The organism is Edaphocola aurantiacus, assembly GCF_019797745.1.
Taxonomy (GTDB): domain Bacteria; phylum Bacteroidota; class Bacteroidia; order Chitinophagales; family Chitinophagaceae; genus Edaphocola; species Edaphocola aurantiacus.
Genome location: NZ_VOSI01000003.1, coordinates 248,594 through 269,243 on the forward strand (window position 1 = coordinate 248,594; position 20,650 = coordinate 269,243).

23 protein-coding genes are annotated in these 20,650 nt (G+C 38.0%); 11 read left to right on the forward strand and 12 right to left on the reverse strand.

Going from position 1 to position 20,650, the window contains the following annotated elements; all coding sequences use genetic code 11:
* The first annotated feature begins 4 nt into the window (after positions 1 to 4).
* The gene (locus FTD44_RS09790; RefSeq protein WP_222166281.1) at positions 5 to 184 is read left to right on the forward strand and encodes a hypothetical protein; all 180 of its coding nucleotides are present in this window, start codon (positions 5 to 7) and stop codon (positions 182 to 184) included.
* Positions 185 to 238: 54 nt separating this feature from the next.
* On the opposite strand, the gene FTD44_RS09795 is transcribed toward FTD44_RS09790, so the two are convergent.
* Positions 239 to 460 carry a hypothetical protein gene (locus FTD44_RS09795; protein WP_222166282.1) on the reverse strand — a complete coding sequence of 74 codons (222 nt, stop codon included), beginning with the start codon at positions 458 to 460 and terminating at the stop codon, positions 239 to 241.
* A gap of 623 nt (positions 461 to 1,083) precedes the next feature.
* Here FTD44_RS09795 and FTD44_RS09800 point away from each other — a divergent pair.
* Positions 1,084 to 3,984 carry a T9SS type A sorting domain-containing protein gene (locus FTD44_RS09800; protein ID WP_222166283.1) on the forward strand — a complete coding sequence of 967 codons (2,901 nt, stop codon included), beginning with the start codon at positions 1,084 to 1,086 and terminating at the stop codon, positions 3,982 to 3,984.
* A gap of 227 nt (positions 3,985 to 4,211) precedes the next feature.
* On the opposite strand, the gene FTD44_RS16205 is transcribed toward FTD44_RS09800, so the two are convergent.
* A complete protein-coding gene (locus tag FTD44_RS16205) occupies positions 4,212 to 4,751 on the reverse strand; it encodes a response regulator transcription factor (protein WP_317196836.1) in 540 nt (179 codons plus the stop codon).
* A gap of 433 nt (positions 4,752 to 5,184) precedes the next feature.
* Between FTD44_RS16205 and FTD44_RS09810 the strand changes: the two genes are divergently transcribed.
* Positions 5,185 to 6,003, forward strand: coding sequence for a hypothetical protein (locus FTD44_RS09810; protein ID WP_222166285.1), 819 nt, complete (start codon positions 5,185 to 5,187; stop codon positions 6,001 to 6,003).
* Positions 6,004 to 6,536: 533 nt separating this feature from the next.
* Entirely contained in the window at positions 6,537 to 6,773 is a 237-nt protein-coding gene (locus FTD44_RS09815; protein ID WP_222166286.1) for a hypothetical protein, read from the forward strand.
* Here the strand turns inward: FTD44_RS09815 and FTD44_RS09820 are convergent.
* Positions 6,770 to 7,138, reverse strand: a complete 369-nt coding sequence (locus FTD44_RS09820) for a hypothetical protein (RefSeq protein ID WP_222166287.1) — start codon at positions 7,136 to 7,138, stop codon at positions 6,770 to 6,772. The two genes, FTD44_RS09815 and FTD44_RS09820, sit on opposite strands and share 4 nt — an antisense overlap.
* Positions 7,139 to 7,790: 652 nt before the next feature.
* Here FTD44_RS09820 and FTD44_RS09825 point away from each other — a divergent pair.
* A complete protein-coding gene (locus FTD44_RS09825; RefSeq protein ID WP_222166288.1) occupies positions 7,791 to 8,435 on the forward strand; it encodes a hypothetical protein in 645 nt (214 codons plus the stop codon).
* Positions 8,436 to 8,566: 131 nt separating this feature from the next.
* Positions 8,567 to 8,722: a hypothetical protein gene (locus tag FTD44_RS09830; RefSeq protein ID WP_222166289.1), complete on the forward strand. Its 156-nt coding sequence runs from the start codon at positions 8,567 to 8,569 to the stop codon at positions 8,720 to 8,722.
* Between the two features lie 30 nt (positions 8,723 to 8,752).
* Here the strand turns inward: FTD44_RS09830 and FTD44_RS09835 are convergent, their stop codons facing one another.
* On the reverse strand, positions 8,753 to 8,968 hold the full coding sequence (locus tag FTD44_RS09835) for a hypothetical protein (protein ID WP_222166290.1): 216 nt from the start codon (positions 8,966 to 8,968) through the stop codon (positions 8,753 to 8,755).
* 140 nt (positions 8,969 to 9,108) lie between these two features.
* On the opposite strand from FTD44_RS09835, the gene FTD44_RS09840 reads away from it, so the two are divergent.
* From FTD44_RS09840 to FTD44_RS09855, 4 genes are read left to right on the forward strand one after another with little or no spacing between them, the layout of a single operon-like run.
* Positions 9,109 to 10,032 (forward strand): toll/interleukin-1 receptor domain-containing protein, encoded by a 924-nt coding sequence (locus FTD44_RS09840; protein ID WP_222166291.1) that lies wholly within the window; start codon positions 9,109 to 9,111, stop codon positions 10,030 to 10,032.
* A gap of 1 nt (position 10,033) precedes the next feature.
* Positions 10,034 to 10,606 carry a hypothetical protein gene (locus tag FTD44_RS09845; RefSeq protein WP_222166292.1) on the forward strand — a complete coding sequence of 191 codons (573 nt, stop codon included), beginning with the start codon at positions 10,034 to 10,036 and terminating at the stop codon, positions 10,604 to 10,606.
* Between the two features lie 55 nt (positions 10,607 to 10,661).
* Positions 10,662 to 10,835 carry a hypothetical protein gene (locus FTD44_RS09850; protein ID WP_222166293.1) on the forward strand — a complete coding sequence of 58 codons (174 nt, stop codon included), beginning with the start codon at positions 10,662 to 10,664 and terminating at the stop codon, positions 10,833 to 10,835.
* A 29-nt stretch (positions 10,836 to 10,864) separates the two neighbouring features.
* Entirely contained in the window at positions 10,865 to 11,272 is a 408-nt protein-coding gene (locus FTD44_RS09855) for a pepsin/retropepsin-like aspartic protease family protein (protein WP_222166294.1), read from the forward strand.
* Positions 11,273 to 11,350: 78 nt separating this feature from the next.
* Here FTD44_RS09855 and FTD44_RS09860 read toward each other — a convergent pair whose 3' ends face one another.
* The 7 genes from FTD44_RS09860 to FTD44_RS09890 all read right to left on the reverse strand — a co-directional run bounded on the left by FTD44_RS09860 (position 11,351) and on the right by FTD44_RS09890 (position 18,271).
* On the reverse strand, positions 11,351 to 12,310 hold the full coding sequence (locus tag FTD44_RS09860) for an IS1595 family transposase (protein ID WP_222166295.1): 960 nt from the start codon (positions 12,308 to 12,310) through the stop codon (positions 11,351 to 11,353).
* Between the two features lie 1,023 nt (positions 12,311 to 13,333).
* Positions 13,334 to 14,695, reverse strand: a complete 1,362-nt coding sequence (gene mnmE, locus FTD44_RS09865; protein WP_317196834.1) for a tRNA uridine-5-carboxymethylaminomethyl(34) synthesis GTPase MnmE — start codon at positions 14,693 to 14,695, stop codon at positions 13,334 to 13,336.
* Positions 14,696 to 14,705: 10 nt separating this feature from the next.
* Positions 14,706 to 16,664, reverse strand: coding sequence for a TonB-dependent receptor plug domain-containing protein (locus tag FTD44_RS09870; RefSeq protein ID WP_222166296.1), 1,959 nt, complete (start codon positions 16,662 to 16,664; stop codon positions 14,706 to 14,708).
* Positions 16,648 to 17,325, reverse strand: a complete 678-nt coding sequence (locus FTD44_RS09875; RefSeq protein WP_222166297.1) for a DedA family protein — start codon at positions 17,323 to 17,325, stop codon at positions 16,648 to 16,650. The genes FTD44_RS09870 and FTD44_RS09875 overlap by 17 nt, the downstream gene beginning before the upstream one ends.
* A gap of 82 nt (positions 17,326 to 17,407) precedes the next feature.
* A complete protein-coding gene (locus FTD44_RS09880) occupies positions 17,408 to 17,638 on the reverse strand; it encodes a PspC domain-containing protein (protein ID WP_246625397.1) in 231 nt (76 codons plus the stop codon).
* Positions 17,639 to 17,708: 70 nt separating this feature from the next.
* On the reverse strand, positions 17,709 to 17,816 hold the full coding sequence (locus tag FTD44_RS09885; protein ID WP_129021628.1) for a 30S ribosomal protein THX: 108 nt from the start codon (positions 17,814 to 17,816) through the stop codon (positions 17,709 to 17,711).
* Positions 17,817 to 17,986: 170 nt separating this feature from the next.
* Positions 17,987 to 18,271, reverse strand: a complete 285-nt coding sequence (locus FTD44_RS09890; protein ID WP_129021627.1) for an HU family DNA-binding protein — start codon at positions 18,269 to 18,271, stop codon at positions 17,987 to 17,989.
* A 201-nt stretch (positions 18,272 to 18,472) separates the two neighbouring features.
* On the opposite strand from FTD44_RS09890, the gene FTD44_RS09895 reads away from it, so the two are divergent.
* The gene (locus tag FTD44_RS09895; protein ID WP_222166298.1) at positions 18,473 to 19,699 is read left to right on the forward strand and encodes a 4-hydroxy-3-methylbut-2-enyl diphosphate reductase; all 1,227 of its coding nucleotides are present in this window, start codon (positions 18,473 to 18,475) and stop codon (positions 19,697 to 19,699) included.
* Positions 19,700 to 20,101: 402 nt separating this feature from the next.
* Here the strand turns inward: FTD44_RS09895 and FTD44_RS09900 are convergent, their stop codons facing one another.
* Positions 20,102 to 20,533, reverse strand: coding sequence for a hotdog fold thioesterase (locus tag FTD44_RS09900; protein ID WP_222166299.1), 432 nt, complete (start codon positions 20,531 to 20,533; stop codon positions 20,102 to 20,104).
* Positions 20,534 to 20,650: the final 117 nt, after the last annotated feature.

Genomic DNA, 20,650 nt, shown 5'->3' on the forward strand with positions numbered 1-20,650 from the left:
GTATATGAAGTATTTAGAGACATTTAATGATTATAACCATATATGTCCGCCAGTGGATTATAATAAAAAGGCTAGGGATAAAAAGGCTATGGCCGAATTTGAGCGAGAAAGAGAAGAGGCTGAAAAGGAAATGGAAAAAGAATTGAAGCAAGAGGAAGAACATAGAAAATCAATGGGATATTGAGAATATAGAAATAGCAGTCAATTGTCTGCTATTCTAGTTTAACGAATTTCATGCTTAATCAAACATATGTTTCCTTATTTGCTTTTGATCTTGTTTCTGCATGATCTGACCTATGTTCTTCATTACAGCAATATGCTTTAATGAATTTTCATTTTCTTCCTTTTCCTCTTCTCTCACTTCTTTATGTCTAGTTTCCGGCATAGCAACCCTATAAGTAGTACCTACAAGTGGTATTTCGTCCCAATAATGCTCATTGAATGTCTTAATGTATTTCATGATCTATATATTAAATAGAAAAAAGCACCTTTACAGTGTTTTGGTTTAGACATACAAAAAAGGAGTAGCTTCATTAATTACAAATCACAGGTATATCCAGAAACCGTATGTAAATAGACATTAAAGTATTATGTATCATTTACAATGTTCATATTTATAAGATCTTTATAGTAAAATATAGGTCATAAAACTGCGACAAATTGTATGTACAATTTCTTTAATATACTTAAATTACCTTAGAATAAATATTATTTTTTATCATTTAAAAACGTTTAATTTTGTACTAGAAAAACAAAAGTTCTATGGCATAACTCACAAAAGTATCCAATACCTACTTAGCCTTATTCTTTGAGCTGGGTAAGACTATATCAGGTATTGTTAATTACGCTATCACGTCTAACTATATGCACCTCCTCTCATATATCATTCATCTTAGTGTAACATTATGGTTGTAATTCCATCTTGTCGCTATATCACGATTCCATAAAATCACCTTGAGCTAAGGTATTTTATGATAATCCGAAATTCAAAGTATCCGAACTCTATTATTAGAATTTGACCTCACTTTAAAGCCCAACGAAGGGAATTTCAATCATATTGATCAGTTTTTAAATTGACTGTATATGAAGAGAGATCCTACCCTCCGCTGGGTTGTGGCACTTAGTGCCCTGCTGTCAAGTCATGCACTGACAGCCCAAACCCCTTTAACAGATGTGACCACAGCGTCAACACCTGTTTCTTTAAGTTCTGGAAGCGGTGCTTCCAACATTTTAGACAATGCTTCTGACAACTATGGCAGCATCTCTGCTAGTGCTACATTTCGAATTGATTTGGGTACTGCGAAGGTGATTAATGGCTATAGCCTGACCAACCAGGACAACAACACCAATCTCCCAACCAATTGGCGTATTGAAGGTTCTAACAGCGCAACTACTGGTTATGTAACACTTGATACACGTGCGGGAAACACATGGGAAAAAACAACAGCATCCCGTAAGTTTTTTGCGATCAACAACAACACTGCATATCGTTATTACAGGATAGTAAATTTATCCGTAGTTAGTATGCGTGTGAGTGAAATGGAACTATTTGACAACTTCTATATTAGTGGTAAAGTATTCAAAGATTATAATCTGAACAATATAAAAAGTGGCGATGAACCAGCAATTCCCGGTGTTAAAGTATGGATTAAAAAGCTATCTACAGTAGCACCAGTAGCCATGACGACATCAGGAGAAGACGGCACGTATCTGTTTGATGCTTCTGTACTGAACGGCTTAGAAATCTTTGCTGTAGCTGCTGCTCCTACAGGTAGTTTGCAACCAAGAACTGAACCAATGCCCCAGTCAGGACTAAACTTTCCTTCATTGACGGCTGATGGCAGCTTCTTATTTTCTAACATCAACGCTAATCAGTATAGCCAATCAGGAGAAATCAACTTCGGATTCTTAGACCCAAAAGTAACCACTGATGGCCCGGTATTAGAAAATCCCAATCTTGTAACCAATGCCTTTAATGGTACATTTGGTTCATCCGATTCAACCGGAAACAATTTTGTACTGAACCATCCAAATGCGAAGTATTTTTCTTTGACTTCCACACACCCGGAATTATATTCTAATGTAACCGGGTATACAACAGGAAGTAACTATGGCTATCAAGGTGGAAGTAACTATGGTAGTAATGGTTTTCTTTGGGATGAAGGTAAGTACTTAGTTACTGACTTTTTAGGAACCGTGTTTCTTGAAGCTGGTGGTACAGATATGGAGTTAAAAGGAATCCTTAATAACGCTACATTCGGATGGAGAATATCAACAGGTGCTACAAGTGGTGCATGGAATGACCGATTCCTAGCTATTAATGGTAGTTCTTTGACTGATGCTAGTTTAAATGCACGCATATTCGCGGATACAGTTACACTTGATGCAGGAAATACCTATTCTATGGGATTCTACGGTAAATCAGCCAATAAATGGCAGCAAGGTGCAGCAGTCGCCAAACCTACGGTAGTAAAATATTTTGTAAAAAGGATATCTACTGGTGATACTGCGGCTTTAGGTTCTATTTCGGTAGTACCAACCACCAGTAATGCTACTGATAGTGTGAACATAGGATGGAATAAGGCATTCACAGACTTTATTGCCAATAACAGTGGTGCTTATGGAGTATATTTCTTGGTGACCTCTTCTGATGTTGCCGGTAATGATGCGTATTTTGACAATTTCTTCCTGCGTAAATCATCCTATAAAATATCAGGACGGGTATACAATGATGCCAATGGTCTTGAAAACGCTATTGTTGATGGGGCCACAATCGGAACATTCTCCGGTTCACCAATATATGCATATCTCATTGATCCTGATGACAATCATATTTTGGGAAGTACAACTGTGGCTGCTGATGGTTCATTCAACCTATTCGCTCCAGCATATTCAACCTATAAAGTTTCCATTAGTAGTACGAGTATGTTAAATGGTTCTATATTCTCCGGTACATTACCTGCAAACTGGGTTCTTACTGGAAGTAATTCAGGGGTTAATAACAATTCAGGAAGTAATATTATTGCAGTAAATGCGATGATTATCGTCTCTCCTGTTAATACGACTACTGATATTACGCAGATCGCTTTCGGATATGATCGCTTACCGGAAAGTTATAACCGGAGTAAAAACGTTACTGGCGCACCTGTTTACAATATTTATGTGTCATTAAGTGATGTTGCTATGCAAGGTTCAGATATGGAAGATAATGCGGGCGTTCAGGTAAACTGGAACAGCAAAAAACTGAAAATAGTTACATTGCCAACAAATGGCTTTAACTTGAAATATAACGGTTCAGTGCTGGTTGCAGGAAGCATCATTACAAGCTATGATCCTTCATTATTATCTATTGCACCATCATTATCCACTCCGGGTGGTACACTAAGTACATCATTTACATATGTAACATATGATGCTGCTAACCTGCCTGATCCAACCCCGGCAACTTATACTGTTACCTATACTCAACCATTACCCATTGAATTGACTTACTTTGGATTAGTAGTCGAAGATTGTAATGTAGTTTTAGCCTGGTCTTCAAGCAGGGAAATACAATTCCGTCATTTTATCGTAGAAAGAAGTAATGATGGTAAGGTATATCAATCTATCGCAACAGTTCTTCCTACTGGCTCAAATAGTAAATATATGTTCCGGGATGTAACAGCAGAAGGTAAATTGTTCTATCGCCTTAAACTGGTCGATAATGATAACAGCTATACATTCAGTAATGTACTTAATGCAATGGTTAATTGTGATAAGGATGTTATGGTATTACCAACAGTAACCAATAATTCAATTTACATCCAAAATGCTACGCTAAATAGCCGTGTAAGAATTATAAATATTAATGGTAGTGTTGTTTTGGAATCAAAAATTAGTTCTAACTTAGAGCAAGTAAATCTTGGTGATCTTCCAGCGGCGAATTACATTGTCATTATAGAAGATAATGGAAAAATGACATATGTAAAAATCGTCAAAAAATAATGTTGTAAATAGTTCATTTTTTGGACTAAGGCACGCTGAATTTTCAGAGTGCCTTTTTATTTTCTCATCTTAAATATATTTAATATATTTGTATTGCATTACCCCCCAATGTAAGAAAGGGATACCATTTAACTCGTTTGAATGACATCCCTTTTTATCATTTATAGCTATTTATATCATGCTAAATGTCATTAGTTAAATAGACAAAACAGAACAAAAGGATATACTTACCCGAAGTATTTATTGATAGCTTCTATTCTATTCTTGACCTTCATTTTAAAGAATATATTGTAAATATGCCATTTTAGAGTTGTTATCTTAATAACTATTGTATCTGCAATATCTTGATTTGTATAACCTTTTGCTAGTAATCCCAATATATTAGCTTCCTGTTTGGTAATTGTATAATCCTTTTCTTCTGGTTTTTCTTCATCTTCTTGAGGTAAATAGTTCAGTAATTTAGTAGCAATACAGCTACTAATTGGCATATCTCCATTATGCATTTCTAGTAAAGCATCCGTTATTTGATAGGATTTACTTCGCTTTACCATATAAGAACTAGCTCCAGCCTTTAGTGCTTCGAATATATTGTCATCATCTTCAAATACAGTACAGACCATAAATTTTACATCTTCGACTAATGGTTTTAAGGTTCTGATACATTCCACCCCAGATATGTCGGGCAATCCAATGTCCATTATAACTAGATCAGGTTTGTAATTTAGAATACCTTCCATTGCATCTGTTCCATTCCCATAAATACCAATACAGTTAAATTATTGGCTGCTATTTATAATGGTTTTAAAGTGATGTTGATGCTCTGGCTGATCTTCTACTATTATTACTGTTATCATACAGTAAAGGTCTAGCTATTGATTTGGATAGAGAAGGGGCAAATACTAACTTTTGTACTGTTTTTAGTGCCTGATCTTTAAATTGGCCCATACTTTTGTACTGTTTTCAATAAGAGAAAGCATTTTGTGTCACTAATTAATAGTAATGAAGCCACTGTCTAGGCGTTTTTAAAATTTCATTTTTTCCTCAATATATGTTTTATAAGTTACGATTTAAAATATCTCTAAGTTGTGACTTTTTATTCAAAATATAATTGTTACTTGCAGACGCTTTAATCGATTAATAGCAATTAAATCTATAGTGCGCACTATAGATTTCTTTAATTATTAATTATCTATTTAAAAAATGAAAAAAGTATTTTTAGTATTAGGTGTATCCTTAATTGGATTTTCAAGTTTCTTTACATCATGCTCTAAGCCAAAAGTTGAGACTACGCAATCTAAACCGGCTGCTTCAACAATGAATGGTAATGTGTCTGTTAATATGACCAATAGTGAATATATTGCTGCAATGGAAAATCTTGGTATTGTTCATAATGCCTGCATGGACTACATGAAAGAACAAGTACAGCACTTGGTTAACTTAAACATGACACCAACGACAAAGGCCGAATTTGATCAAATGTTGTTATTACCAATGCAGCATTTCATGCAGGTTAATGGTTATGATGTAAACAACTTATCATCTTTCCAGTTGGCGAATGATTATGATCAATCTCAACTGAGTCCCGAAGCAGCAGAAATTATGTCTGATTTCAAATCAGTAATGGAGAAATATGGAGAAGATGAAATCGGTCAAGATCAATTTGTTGACGCGATTTCAGCTTTACAACAAAGAAGTTATAATCTGATGGGTGATGAGAAATTTATCATTGGTGCTGCTGTAACAGTTGGTAAGCACTCTACTTTATATTGGGAGCAAAATCTTAGTACATATGGAACTCTCGATATTAATAATGCACAAAAAATGTCTCCATCACAAAAAGCTGTTGGATATGCAGATGTTGTTGGAGCAGTGAAAGGTGGTTGGACTGGTGCAGGTGGTGGCCCGGTTGGGTTAATACTGGGTGCTGCTGGTGGTGCAGTTTGTAATTCGTTCGCTACTGCAATCCTTATCGGGCCATTAAAAGATAAATTTGGTTGGATTTCTGACTTCTTTGGTTAAAAACAAACGATTATGAAAAAGAATAAAATATCAATGTCAAAGTGGGTAGGATACTCACTATTTCTATACTTCGCATTTCTTGGCTATCAGAAATTTATTCAACATAAGAATATATTTACAATAAACTACCTTTTAGCTGGGATCGCTATAGTTCTGATTCTAAGTATTGTATTCTATGGCTTGGATTATTTATTGTTGAAGACAAAAAAATAATCGATATTTTGTTTTATTACATACTGGTTTTATCAACTAATATTGAATAGGAATTTATTTAAAAAGGAGCAGTTATAAGCTGCTCCTTTTCTATTTCATTTACTTCTGTTTAGGTTCTTAATTGGTTATTGCAATTGTACACTCTTCATATAAACCTGTAAAGAAACCCACCTCACTATTTGGTATAACAAAGCTAAAAATAATTCCCATTTAACATTTAGGATTATGGTTAATCCGGGGTTAAATGGGAATTATTAGGTACTAACTATTAGTATAACGAAAGGAATAAATGTTTACTATATAAAAGAAAATATTTTGCTATGGAAAGACAAATTGAAGTATTACTAGAGTCAATACACTACATTTATGAGATATGTAATGAGAACAAGAAGAGTGAAACTTTTGTATCAGTAGATGACATATTTGAGATTGCCTCAGGCCGATATGGTAAAGAAGAGATTACAAAAGCTTTTGAAAGCCTTATTCATTTTCCTCAGTTTATAACAAGCTATAAAATAGTAAATGGTGAATACTGTGACATAGAATATTCAGCTTAATTAATGATCTCTACTTTATACTCTAAATATACGTCTTCATTTCCATTAATTTCGAAAGTTGGGTTGACATGTCTACATATTTTTAGTGTATCACCAGCAGAAAGGGTATACACTACATTATTACCTCTGAAAGGGTTAAATGTAGTACGATTATTCGATCTTCTTGTGGTCCAAACTTGTTCACAAAGACGATTATTTGCGTTTCTATATCTGATAATTATTCTTTTTTCTTGTTGCCCATTTCCTTGCCTTAAGGTCATATTATAAATCGTAAGCATGCAAGTATTTGTAGCGGTATATATATCTGAACCTTTTGCAATATAAGTTGAAGGCAATGCTAAATCATCACTTATTATTTCATCCATATTTCTCTTTTTTGTGTAAAAATACAATTCAAAAAATTGGAACGCAAATATTTTCATAACTTTGTGTTCTAAAAATTTGAATATAGAAGAAGTAAAATAGTACAAACATATAGAGATAGGTAATTTCTAATTCCATTCTGATAAATCACCACACAATATCGAATACAACGGGAATGATGAAATATTACCACACCTTCTGGGGTGTGGAATTTTCGTTTTGTTCATCTTGTTGTATAGGGTTGTGGTGATCCTTTCAGATTAGATCGAAGAAATGGAGTTCCTGCCCCTTTCTTTTTTTCATCCAGTCATTGGAACTCCTGACACAGTTAATACAACGTATAATCTGTGAAATCACCACAATCACAAATGGTTCTCATACCGTTTAAATTCCCACCTTAATGATTGATCCTAACAATCATTCTTTTAATTATTTCCGAACTATTAAAAATTCAAAATCATGTCAAAGTATCAATGTACCAAGTGTGGTCACATTTCAACATCTGCATATACCCGTACATGTAAAGACGGCGGTAAATGTATCTGGAATAAACTATCAAGGTTTATTAAATCCTTAATTACTGGTTTATAAAAATTGAGCAGGTATTTATACCTGCTCTTAACCTATCATTTAATCAATTTTAATATACCAAAAATGAAACATAAATACATATTGGCCTTATCCCTCATGTCATTTGGAATAGGCTGCAAAAACGCCCCTAACGATCAAGTAACAACGAATGAAGAAATACCCAAACCACCGAAGACAATAGATGAGAGAATGAATGAAATAAGCACTGAGTATTTAAGAAGTAACTTAAATGACTTTGCCAGATATGAAAGTATAGGATGGTCAAAAGTTGACACTATATATCAGGACTATAAAGACACTGATGCATCTAAGATCGCACAAGGAAAAGCAGATAGTTTAAGATCGGTATGGTCTGATGCTTATCATAAATATCAATATGCTGGAGACGTAACTGAACAAGAATCAAAACGACTAGAAAAATATAGTGACTCTTTATTTGATATACATGAGAATATGGAAAAACAAATAAAGTATAACAATGAGCATATGAAAACTGGTCTCATATTGGGCTATAGAATAGATCATAAATTCAGAGCACCTAACAGATATGGGGCAATGAATGTATCTCGTTTGAGATTCTTTTCGGATACTTCCTTAACTAATGTCACTAATGTAATTGATCTTGATAATTTAGATAGACAAGTACAGCAAACATTAAATGACATGGAGAACTTAACTAATGATATAAGAGAGTTTAACCGCAATTAAAATTTAGTGAGAATAGCCTTTTAGAAAGAATTGTTTCACCTATTTATATATTGTAATATTTTGTTAAATGTGCTTAAAATGATGCTTTTTTCATTGGGATAGAAATATATAAAAGTAAAGTACAGCTGCCAATGAAAAACCAAATTAAAGAGCAAATTAAAAAAGAGAAAGCTGCTATTCAGGAAATGAGAAATAGCAAAGCACAGAAAGACCAGGATTTTGAAAAACGTATTCTCGCATCAAAAGAGAAGATTACAAGTCTGGAGAGGCAACTATTGCGTTTATAATAAGAGGCAGGATTTTAGTCCTGCCTCTTATTATAAACCTATAAATTCAGCTATTTTACTTCGATTGCCACCCATAAAGACAGCACTTTCTCCAGCAAAATGAAATCTCACAAACATTCCTAATTGGATTTTTGCAAGATGAAAAATATCCTTTAATTCTGATTCACTGATGCCAAGTTGAGCATTTATCTCACTAAATGTAACCATTCTTTTGTTTTGATACAGATATGATAATACTTGTTTCATGTCTTATTGATTTGTTTGCGAAAAGTATAAGGGTATAAATTTTACTGACCAAATAATATGCTTAAATAATTTATCCCAATGTTGTGCCAAGTCGCTTCTAATTGTTAAATTTGATTGTATTTATATAAATATTTGCAAATATGAATTTGAGTAGTTATTATGACAGAGTAAGCAGACTTGAGAAGGAAATTTCCGATCTACAACACAAAATTGCAGGAGAAACAAAAAAGGAAGTGGATAAACAAAAACAAATTGAAAGTATAAATCGCTCAATTAATAAATCTACGTCCATATCTAGTTTGCAAAGTAAGAATAGGCAGATACAAGGTTACCAGAATGACATAATTAAGGTTCAGACTAACAAAGCTAGCATTCATAAGCAAATAGCTGATAAAACAAGTCAATTAGCAAGAGCAAAGCAAGATTTACAGAAAGAAGAAATAAAGGAAAGTGATAAATTAAGAAAGGAGCAAGAGCAGTTTAGAAGAGAACAAATGAATTTTCAACAAGATCAACAACGATTTCAACGGGAGCAAGAAAATCTCCAAAGGAAGCTACAGTCTGATATTTCCATTCAAAAGGAAGCACTTAATACTCTTGTCCATCAAATCCATAATGCTAATTCTACAACAAGTGACCAAGTAATGACATCTAAACAATATGACTTCTTTATATCCCATGCTTCAGAGGATAAAGATAGCTTTGTTAGGCCACTAGCTGATATATTGAAGGCAAAAGGATTAAGTATATGGTACGATGAATTTGAACTCAAAATAGGAGACAGCTTAAGAAAGAAGATTGATGAAGGCTTAAAATTGTCTAAGTATGGTATTGTTGTTCTTTCTCGTGACTTCTTTAAGAAAAATTGGACTGAATATGAATTGAATGGTATGGTAGCAAAAGAAATGTACGGCATTAAGGTAATACTTCCAATATGGCATAATGTGACAAGAGATGAAGTATTTTCCTTTAGTCCTACATTAGCTGATAAAGTAGCTTTAAATACCGCCCTATATGGCATTGAAGAAATTTCATCTGAATTAGCGAAACTAATAGAAAATTAATATGGGTTTAAAAGTTAGTACTATAGCATCAATTCCAGAGAATGTAGAGCGAAGTTATTACTTATATATTCTTGATTATTACAACTGGGATGAGCCAATAAGTAAAACATTACGCAATAGCTTCGATAAGATAGCAGAATTTGCCGCCGAAAATGATTCAGTTGCTATTCAGGGTATTCCTGAAAGCCATTTTTATTCGGAGTTGATGTCTTGGAAAGCTGTCAATGGAATAAATCCCGAAGATTTATTGCCAGCCCTAATGATTACAACAATTCATCCAAGATATTTTTTAGATAGACATAATGTACCGGATGAGAACGAGAATATTCCTGAAGATAAACTTGTATTTATTGAATTAAGGAAAACTTGTAAAGAACCACAGGATGTTATAAAGATTATTGAAAAGATCTTTAAGGATATTAAAGAGCGTAAAGAGATTAAAGATTTCAAAGTGAAGAAAGAACTTAAGGCAGGAGTTGGCAAGATTCTAAATGACACAATAATTTTAGAACCAAACATTGCAGGTTTGGGGATAAATTTCAATAATATATTTAGATTCTTATCAAGAAAATGATACACATTCTTAGCTATGCAATCAAATTAATATATAAATAAAAAATTGTATAGTTATGAGTAAAAGTAATTTGCCAAAAAAAGATGAAAAAGTCATCGAGAAAATACCAGTTGGAGATAAACTCCCTGAAAAGTTTAGAAGAGAGCCACTAATTTTTAATAAAATTTGTACTCATATAGTGCATTCTAATATGATAATTGATTTATTAGGACTTGATTTTAAGTATTAATAATTATTTCTTATTTTTGTTAAAAAAATATGCCAATACAAACTAATACAATTAATGAAGATAGAAAAATAATTAGTCAAGTATACATTACTAACCCAAATAAGGAAGAAAATTCTTTTGAAATATCTGCATTATGGGATACGGGCGCTGTTGAATCAACAATAAGCCAAAGGGCAATTAATAGTTTAGAACTTGAGATTTCAGCTGATTTGCCACCTGTTATTCAAGTTAATGCACACGGTGATGAAGTTCAAGCTAATCGACATAGTACTTGTGTAATAGGTATTACTCAGAACGGGCAATTCTCAATGGAGGGATTAACAACAATGGGTAGTGAGAGAAATGGATGCGATATTATAATTGGAATGGATATAATATCACAATTAAATTCATTTACGATTAGTGGTAATGAAGTTACTATTGATTATAACGAGTAAAGAAGTCGTGAAGATAAAAGAAGTATAAAACCTGATTAAAGCGAAAGTAGTTCATTTAACTGCTTTTGCTTTAATCAGTTAATACCAAGTAGTAGCGACCGCAGCAGTAATCAAACCATCAAAATTATCCCTGAAAGTAAAATTCCTACGATTCAACTTATATACAAACTCATTCAAATAACCCTGTAGATACTTAAGCCTAATTGAATGATGAGTACCCAAAAATTGTCTCTTGGCATTAGCAATAACAGTATGTACCCAAGGCAGTTTCTTCATCGCATCCTTACCTTTTACCTCTTGTGCATTATGGATCATTCCTAATTCACCCAAAGAATTATATCCAGCCCATTTATCAGTATTAATAATAGTTCCTTTCGCTACTCCCTTTACAACCTCATAATTAATACTATTACTACTCGCATCATTTATAACTGTCATCTTAGCAAAACCCATAACTCTATTCTTATCATGGGGCTTCTCCTGCATAGTAGAACGGCTTTCAACCTGAACTAATACCTTTGCTTGTCTTTGACTACCTCGGCCCCGCTTTAACGTCTTTTCAACTGTATAGTCATTGTTATTTATCATTTCAGTTTGAACAGAATCACTTAAAGTAACAGCCTCAAAGAATCCCTCATCCATTTCAATTTCACCCTCTAACATATATTTTCCATCACGTTTACCCATAGAGTTTCTAATCTTCATCATCATATTCCATACAGTTTCATAACGATTACATCCTATTTGACGTTGCATTTCCAAAGTAGAAAATGGCTTTTTAGATGTAGTCATCAAATGAATAACGGTATACCATGTATGAAAAGGCATATGTGTGTTTTGTAACATTGTACCAGACTTAAGATTCGTACGGGAACGACATCTTGAGCACTGGAATTTTTCTACTGAGGCTAACCAATAATGTTTGGTTTTTACTCTGCACCTTCCACATGTAATTCCTTGTTTTAATCTTTCGTCTCTAAAGTGATCTCTACATGCAAACTCATCTTTAAATCGTCTAATAAATTCTAATATTTTCATATCCTTTTCTTATGGATACAAAAGTAGGTAGGTCATACGCCAATTTATGTCGTACTGATTGACTGACAATAAAATACTTTACTTTTATTAGCTCCTAAATAGAAAAAAGAGGCACAAGGTGTACCTCTTTTTCTTTGTTTCCTAAAAGCGGAGACTCAGTTAATTGATTATCCGCTTACAGGAAACAAAGATTTGCCTTTTTCCTCGCGTTAATTTCTATGGCTACCTTTTGCCTTGATGCAAAAGGTAGTGCCAAAAAATCAAGGCTGTATAAATCCCTGGCTAAAAATCAATGTGTCGATCGGTCGCAAACCAGACTCACTGCGTTCAGACAGTGGTTTCCGACTTTAGCGACCGAGCCAATGATTTTCTTGACGCCGGATTTATAAGGCCTTTCGAGCGATCTGTTCTGTACGGATCGCTTATTGTTTTCATCACAGCGATAGCCATTTTGGAGTGGAGCTGCGATCGTTGAGCACCGAACGAATCACACGTTAAGCTCAGACGATCAATGCACGCAACGATACAAAATGACGGTGCATTGCAATCGCCTTGATGAAAACAAAGGCACTTTTGGTCCTTTTGTTGCCGGACAAAAGGACAAGTAAAATAGTTGACTAAATGTGGATAGTCAGTTTTATTTTAAATAGCAGTAGTCTTAGCGGCTATTTAAATACATCATTGCTTTTAAAAGAATATTGGAGCGAAAGTTCAACAGTACAATCCCTCAAACACATTCAGCTTTTGCCCTCCTATGACATTTACCCTCCTATGACATTTACATAGCCTCGGCACACCTGCACAAGCCTAAAAGCAGAATTGGGTAGGCGGCTTAAAAGGCCTATTGTGCTTTCGTATCGGATGGGCATGGGACCTGCTAACCAGGCCATGCAGCAGCTGATCAAAGAGTCAGCCAGTATCATGAAGGCCTGCACCCTATAATAATTTGACAACAGAGGCCTATGCTGAGTTAGAACGGAGCAAAATCCCTGATCTGTTAATGCTCCCAAGCCAGTTTTTTCACTACTTTCCAATACAAAACTTTCCAAAGATCGTACCCAGGATGTCACGGTCAATATCAATTTTACCCGTAATAGAGCCTAAGTGCAGTAACGCATCTTTCAGATGAAAAGCCAGCAGATCACCGCTCAGCCCTATCTCCAGGCCATGGGTCACCGCTTCTAAGGCTTCCTGCGCCCGCATTAGGGCCTCTTTGTGACGGGTATTGGTAATGATCACCGAAGAGTCCGCAAATCCGCCGCGTACCGATTCTAATAATTGTTGCTTCAGCAACTCAAGATGGTAGCCGGTTTTGGCGGAAATATCCATGAGATACATATTACCTTCCTCTTGCATGGCATTCGTCTCTTCGGTAACCGGAGTATCTACCTTATTGCGCAGGCTGAACACGATCTTGCCCTGCAGGCTATCGGCCAGTTCCTGTAATAATCCGGTATCATTATCTTCATACAAATGCAGGATAATCTGTGCCTGTGCAATTTTCTCTTTAGCCTTACTCACACCGATCGCCTCTACCACGTCTTCTGTTTCACGCAGGCCAGCGGTGTCGATAAAACGGAAAGGAATGCCTTCAATATTCATTACCTCTTCGATGGTATCACGGGTAGTTCCGGCAATATTGCTTACAATCGCTCTTTCTTCTTTCAGCAAAGCGTTCAGCAGGCTGGATTTACCGGCATTGGGCTTACCGATGATGGCTACCGGTACACCATTTTTGATCGCATTACCATAGGCAAATGAATCGATGAGCTGTCCGGTATGGCGCTGTATATCAGCAATCAATTGCTTGAATGCTGTGCGATCTGCAAACTCCACGTCTTCATCAGAGAAGTCCAGTTCGAGTTCGATCAATGCGGTAAATTGTATGAGTTTATCTCTCAGGCCCTGTAATTCGGTACTGATACCCCCGCGCATCTGGCTGAGGGCAACCTGATGAGAGGCCTTATTTTCTGCTGCAATCAGGTCGGCAACAGCTTCTGCCTGCGCCAGGTCCAGTTTGCCATTCAGGAAAGCCCTTTGGGTAAACTCTCCCGGTGCGGCCAGACGAGCGCCTTTCGCTACGCATAATTCGATGATCTGGTTGAGGACGAATAAAGATCCATGTCCGCTGATCTCTACCGTATCTTCCCCGGTATAGCTCTTACCACCCAGGAACAGGCCGATCACGACTTCATCCACGATCTCACCATCCGGACGTATAATCGTACCGAAATGCAGGGTATGCGTAGCCTGTTTGCTGAGGTCCTTGCCTTTAAATAAGGCATTGGCCACAGGCACAGCCTGGTCTCCGGAAAGACGGATGACGCCGATGGCCCCGGCGGCTGGGGCAGTAGCCAGGGCTACTATGGTATCCTGATACATCATGTGTTTATCTTTAAAGTTCAAACTGCAGTCCGGCAACCCAATAGCGCTGTGGCATAGGTCTTTGTGCGATGACTACATAAGCCGTATTCCACAGGTTCTGTACCTGCAGGCTGGCCTGCATTTTTACAGAACCTGCCGTAAAGGTATATAAAGCCTGTACATTGCCCAGGTTATAGGGCAGGGTATACAGTGATTCATCCGTAGTAATAAAGCGGTAACCGGTATACGTGTGGTTGTAATTTACAAACAATTGCTTCCAGTGCAAGCCTATATTGATCTGTCCGTTATATCGTGGGGTATAAGGGATCTGTTTGCCAATACTGTTATCATTAGGCATATCACTCTTTTCGGTAGTAGAGAGTACATAAGCCGTACGTAAACCCAGTTGCAGCTGCAGCGGTTTACTCAGTTGCAGGCGCAGGGTATTATGCGTTTCGATACCGCGGTTATGCACCTCAGCAATATTATGCGGAGTCCAGATGGCGCCACCCAGCCAGTATATCCAGTCCTTGATATGGCGGTTGAAATAGTTGACCTGCTGATCGAACTGAATCGTCCCTTTGGTATTGTTCCAGTGTAAAGTATAGGCCAGCTCGCGGTTCCAGCCCTGTTCCGGTTTCAATTGTTCATTGCCTCCCGGGAAGTTATAGAGTTCGTTCAGGGTAGGCAAGCGGTATGTCTTTTGCAGGGTAGCATCCCATGACCATTGCCAGCGTGCATTTCGCACCAGTGCATAATGTACTCCTATACCCGGTAGTATGGGGAAGGCTGTACCCATATTCCATTCCTGGCGCAGATTGGCCTGTAAACCAAGACGCTCATTGCCACTCAGGTACTTGTACGCAGCTGCCAGTGCCGGTCTTTGTTGCTGTTGCCGTTCATTGCCCGGCAGTTGTATGGTCGCATATTGAAAGGGTGACATAACGAGGATCGTATGCATGGCCTTTGTGCCGCCGATATGAAAATTATTTTTCCAGCCCAGTTCCTGGTAATACTGATATACTGTATTACGGTTATCCATCAGGAAAGAGGAGTCCGTGTAGTGAAGGTCCTCTTTATTCAGGGAGAATTTAGCGTAAAAGGTGTTCTGGCGATGCAGTTTTTCCCAGTGCAGTAAAGTGCGCAAAGAAGCATCCCTTTGCACTTTAGCCGAAAAGTCTTCGAACATTGCTTTGGGTATCTCGCGGTAATAACGCTGGTACCATACATCAGCACTGATGTGCTGTGTCGGATCTATCTTATATGTTGCAGAGAGGATACTGCCAAAGGCTTTTAACCCGGCATTGCTGGTGTGTACCACCGCTCCGTCAAGATCAGTATAGGGGAAATTGTTATTGGCCAGCTGACCGAATGCATTCCATTTGATCAGCCATTTTTTAGGCTGCAGAATGACCTGAGTATTGACTTCTTTACGGCCATAGCTACCGGCACCCAGGCCGATACGGTAGTGATTGCCTTTTGCATATTCCGATTGCTGCTCCAGGAGCAATGCCCCGCCTACGTTTCCGCTGCCCAGCATAGCGGCATTACTGCCATATTGCAGGCTTACTTTATCAAACAATCCGGTTTGGAGCATCGATACATCCGATACACCCAGTGCCGGATTCAGGATGGGTATACCTTTCCAGAGTACCGCCGACTGGGCCGAAGAGGCGCCGCGGAAGGATAGGGTAGCCATGCTGTTGATGCCATAAGACTTGACAAATACAGTGCTTTGCTGTGCCAGCAGTGTGGCCAGGGAGAGCTGCTGGTATTGCAGCAGGGTTATGCTGTCTATGCTGATGCGGGTCTGTCCGGTTTGGAAAGTACTTTTCACATCCTGCTGGTATACCTTACGTTGTTCGGTAACAGACACGTCTTTCAGGGTGTCTTTAAATACTTGACCCATCGCTTGCGGGGCGATGGGCAGCAGGCAACAGAGTGCCAAAAGGTATGTATATATTTTTCTCAGACTAAGCAGTTTTGCCATTGGCCGGGAGCTGATCGCCGGCTTTCGATTTGCCGAAGATCATTTTGACGAGCACCGGTACCGTAGTGACCAGAACCATACCCAATACAATGTACTCGAGATTGCGTTCTACCCATGGATTACGACCCAGAAAGTAACCTACAGTTACCAGCAGGCCCACCCAGATCACGGCACCGATCACATTGTACAGCATGAATTTTTTGTAATTCATACCTACAACACCGGCTACAATTGGCGCAAAGGTACGAACAATAGGGAGGAAACGGGCAAGGATAATTGCACCGCCGCCCTTACGCTCATAAAAGTCTTTTGCCTGTATAATATGTTTCTTTTTGAAGTACCAGGTGTCCTTTCTTTCGAAGAGATATTTACCCGATTTGCGGCCGAACCAGTATCCGACCATATTGCCCAGTACGGCTGCAAGTATGATCATCAGTTCCCAGAAAACCATATTCTGCATATGGTTGTCGAATGGCGTCAGGGCTTCCGGTTTTGCAATAATCGTACCGGTAATAAACAGGAGAAAATCGCCGGGAAGAATAAAACCCAGTAACAGTCCCGTCTCGGCAAATACAATTGCTAAAACAATATAGTATCCACCGTGGTCAATAATCCAGTTGGGGTCGGTAAGATTATGCAGAAAATCGAGAATTGCGTCCATGAGCCTTATGAGTAGGGTTTATCCGGCGCAAAAGTAACGAAATATAATGGCCTAATTGCTTAAGGAAACCTTAAATCATAAATCAGGCACGGAGTGGATTGCGTCGGCGAAGCCAGATGTATTGACGCATATTGATGATGAAGGCCATTATCATGTAGATAATCAGCGGAGAACCCAGTGTTAAAAAAGAGATGTAAATAAACCATAAACGGATCTTCCCGGAGGCGATACCCATTTTTTCACCCAGCTTGGTGCATACACCGAAAGCCTGATACTCTACAAAACTTCTTAACCTGAGAATCGGATTGTTCATGACGGTACTGATTAAAACTAAAAAATCTTCCCTAAAATTAATATTTATTCAGGAAAGATTTTTATGGAAATTAAGCTTTAGCTTTTGCTTTAGCATTTCTAGCTTTTTTCGGACGGTTAACTCCAAATGTACCATTTGAAATTTTACCTCTTTTAGAACGGTTGTCACCTCTGCCCATGGTAATAAATTTTAATCGTTAATGAAATTTGTGCAAATGTATAAAAAAAAGGTGATACAGAAAAAGTATGTTGGCATTCTTCTTCAGCCTACGATATACTTGCTATGAAATGCAACATGCGAAAAACTCCTGAAAAGCTTTTCGCATGTTACGTATGTAAATGGGTAAAATTATTTCTTCTTACCACCGATTTTTGTTGCGAATTCTTTACCCGCCTTGAACTTAGGAACTTTGCGAGCTTTGATTTTGATAACTGCACCGGTTTGTGGGTTACGGCCGTTACGAGCAGAACGTTCTGATACAGAGAAAGTACCGAAACCTACTAAAGTAACTTTATCGCCACCTTTTAACGCACTGATTACGCTGCTTGTAAAAGAATCTAAAGCTTCGTTGGCTTGCACTTTAGTGATTCCAGCGTCTTTGGAGATTTTGTCGATTAATTCTGCTTTGTTCATAATCTTTTATGTTTTTTAAATGATGAAAATTTTGTTGTTGTTAATAGCAAATATAGACTATATTTCTTCATAACCAAATTTATTTTATATTTTTTTGTTAATTAAAACCCTTGCTAGGATTGATTATGCTGGCATAGTTTATTTTTAGATATGTAAAATTGGCCTCTTTTTGTCATCACGGAAAAACCTATCTTTGCAGCAATGAAATCATTTGAAGTACCCCTGCATTACAGAAGTCCGATCATCACTTCCATTAAAGCACATCGCAAAGGCCTGGATAAATTAAAGAAAGATTTTGCACCCAGTATACTCAAGCTGAATAAACTGGAGATCATCCTGGCCCGACACTTTGGCTTTTGTTATGGGGTGGAGAATGCGATTGAGATTGCGTTTAAGGCGATTCACGATAACGTGGGTAAGCGTATCTTCCTGCTCAGCGAAATGATTCATAACCCGCAGGTGAATGCTGATCTGCTTGCAGAAGGACTGCAGTTTATCATGGATACCAAGGGCAACCAGCTGATTTCCTGGGATGAATTGCATAAAGATGATATCGTGATTGTACCGGCATTCGGCACCACGCTTGAAATAGAGGCGATTCTGAAAGAAAAAGGAATCGAACCAACCCTTTATAATACGACCTGCCCTTTTGTAGAAAAGGTATGGAATCGCTCCGAAAAAATTGGTAATGAGGGCTACACTATTGTGGTGCATGGTAAGCCGAATCATGAAGAGACCAGGGCAACCTTCTCGCATAGTAAAGCCAATACACCAACCATAGTGGTGAAGGATATGAACCAGACAAAGCGACTGGCGCAATATATAACCGGAGCATTACCGGAGGAGCAGTTTTATGAAGAATTTAAAGGACAATATTCAAACGGCTTTGAAGTGGCAAAAGATCTGAGCCGCATCGGAGTGGTGAACCAGACTACCATGCTGGCCAGCGATACACAAGGTATTGCAGAATACCTGAAGCAAACCATTAAAACGCATTATCAGCTGGATGACGATCAGCTGAAAAATCATTTTGCCGATACACGGGATACCCTGTGCTATGCTACCAATGACAATCAGAATGCGGTTACGGAAATGCTGCAGCATGAGGCTGATATTGCACTGGTAATCGGTGGATATAACTCCAGCAATACCTCTCATCTGGTAGAGCTTTGCCAGGAGGTACTACCGACCTATTTTATCAATAATGAAACCTGTCTGATCGACGAGGAGCATATCCGTCACTTCGTATTGTCAGATAAGCAGGAGCATACAACTGCAGATTATACGATGGGCAAAAATCCGTTGCGGGTAATGATTACCTCAGGAGCGAGTTGCCCGGATGCACAGGTAGAAAATGTAATCCGCAGGCTGGTCTCTTTATTTGACCAGGAAAGTGCACTGGAAGCAGCCATGCAGGAATATGCTTAATTGTACAGAATTAATGGAATTGATTACCTGCATTTAGCAAGTAATACCCAATATTACTCTTTTGGTTTCCGACTTTGTCGACCGAGCCAATGATTTTCTTGACGCCGGATTTATAAGGCCATTCTAAGCGATCTGTTCTGTACGGATCGCTTGTTGTTTTCATCACAGCGATAGTCATTTTGGTTGGAGATGCGATCGCTGAGCAGCGAACGGACCATACGTTAAGCTCAGACGATCAAAGCACGCAACGGTACAAAATGCCGGTGCCTAGCAATCGCCTTGATGAAAACAGGCACTTTTGGTCCTTTTGTTGCCGGACAAAAGGACGGACATATGGTTACCAAGATCAGTAGATAAACATAGATGATTTTATAAAAGATCGGGACTATTAGTCCCGATCTTTTATGGAGCAATTTTACGGATCACCGCAATCGTAAGCCTGCTAACACAGATCAGTTTATCCTGTTCGTCCAGTATCCTGATATCCCATACCTGCGTACTGCCCCCGATGTGCAGCGGCCTTGCTGTTGCATACACGGTACCTTCTCTTTTGCCTTTTACGTGGTTGCAGTTCAGTTCCAGGCCTACACAGTTTTGCTTTTCTTTATTGATACAGAGCCAGCCGGCTACACTGCCTACAGTCTCTGCCAGGGCCGCAGAAGCGCCGCCATGCAGTAATCCCATAGGTTGGTGCGTCGTATGATTAACCGGCATACTGGCCGTTATGTAATCAGCTCCGATATCGGTAAAAATCATGTTGAGGTGAGCGCCCAAAGTGTTTCGGGACATCTCGTTTACAGCCTCGAGAGTAGGGATGCCATCATGCCAGATCATATTGCGATTATTTGAATTTTAGACTTTTTTGAAATAAAGTGCCCTTTTTTGGATACTTTTTGGGAAATTGCAGCAAATTTACAAATGAGTTTCATTTCCTATCAATAAAGATTCTTT

Excerpts from the sequence above, each read along its gene's own strand:
- FTD44_RS09885 (WP_129021628.1), bottom strand. The coding sequence starts at position 17,816 with ATGGGCAGAGGTGACAACCGTTCTAAAAGAGGTAAAATTTCAAATGGT.
- FTD44_RS09815 (WP_222166286.1), top strand. The coding sequence starts at position 6,537 with ATGGAAAGACAAATTGAAGTATTACTAGAGTCAATACACTACATTTAT.
- FTD44_RS09880 (WP_246625397.1), bottom strand. The coding sequence starts at position 17,638 with ATGAACAATCCGATTCTCAGGTTAAGAAGTTTTGTAGAGTATCAGGCT.
- mnmE (WP_317196834.1), bottom strand. The coding sequence starts at position 14,695 with ATGATGTATCAGGATACCATAGTAGCCCTGGCTACTGCCCCAGCCGCC.
- FTD44_RS09810 (WP_222166285.1), top strand. The coding sequence starts at position 5,185 with ATGAAAAAAGTATTTTTAGTATTAGGTGTATCCTTAATTGGATTTTCA.
- FTD44_RS09830 (WP_222166289.1), top strand. The coding sequence starts at position 8,567 with ATGAAAAACCAAATTAAAGAGCAAATTAAAAAAGAGAAAGCTGCTATT.
- FTD44_RS09825 (WP_222166288.1), top strand. The coding sequence starts at position 7,791 with ATGAAACATAAATACATATTGGCCTTATCCCTCATGTCATTTGGAATA.
- FTD44_RS09855 (WP_222166294.1), top strand. The coding sequence starts at position 10,865 with ATGCCAATACAAACTAATACAATTAATGAAGATAGAAAAATAATTAGT.
- FTD44_RS09870 (WP_222166296.1), bottom strand. The coding sequence starts at position 16,664 with ATGGCAAAACTGCTTAGTCTGAGAAAAATATATACATACCTTTTGGCA.
- FTD44_RS09895 (WP_222166298.1), top strand. The coding sequence starts at position 18,473 with ATGAAATCATTTGAAGTACCCCTGCATTACAGAAGTCCGATCATCACT.
- FTD44_RS09900 (WP_222166299.1), bottom strand. The coding sequence starts at position 20,533 with ATGATCTGGCATGATGGCATCCCTACTCTCGAGGCTGTAAACGAGATG.
- FTD44_RS09790 (WP_222166281.1), top strand. The coding sequence starts at position 5 with ATGAAGTATTTAGAGACATTTAATGATTATAACCATATATGTCCGCCA.
- FTD44_RS09795 (WP_222166282.1), bottom strand. The coding sequence starts at position 460 with ATGAAATACATTAAGACATTCAATGAGCATTATTGGGACGAAATACCA.
- FTD44_RS09845 (WP_222166292.1), top strand. The coding sequence starts at position 10,034 with ATGGGTTTAAAAGTTAGTACTATAGCATCAATTCCAGAGAATGTAGAG.
- FTD44_RS09840 (WP_222166291.1), top strand. The coding sequence starts at position 9,109 with ATGAATTTGAGTAGTTATTATGACAGAGTAAGCAGACTTGAGAAGGAA.
- FTD44_RS09875 (WP_222166297.1), bottom strand. The coding sequence starts at position 17,325 with ATGGACGCAATTCTCGATTTTCTGCATAATCTTACCGACCCCAACTGG.
- FTD44_RS09800 (WP_222166283.1), top strand. The coding sequence starts at position 1,084 with ATGAAGAGAGATCCTACCCTCCGCTGGGTTGTGGCACTTAGTGCCCTG.
- FTD44_RS09820 (WP_222166287.1), bottom strand. The coding sequence starts at position 7,138 with ATGGATGAAATAATAAGTGATGATTTAGCATTGCCTTCAACTTATATT.
- FTD44_RS09890 (WP_129021627.1), bottom strand. The coding sequence starts at position 18,271 with ATGAACAAAGCAGAATTAATCGACAAAATCTCCAAAGACGCTGGAATC.
- FTD44_RS09850 (WP_222166293.1), top strand. The coding sequence starts at position 10,662 with ATGAGTAAAAGTAATTTGCCAAAAAAAGATGAAAAAGTCATCGAGAAA.
- FTD44_RS09835 (WP_222166290.1), bottom strand. The coding sequence starts at position 8,968 with ATGAAACAAGTATTATCATATCTGTATCAAAACAAAAGAATGGTTACA.
- FTD44_RS09860 (WP_222166295.1), bottom strand. The coding sequence starts at position 12,310 with ATGAAAATATTAGAATTTATTAGACGATTTAAAGATGAGTTTGCATGT.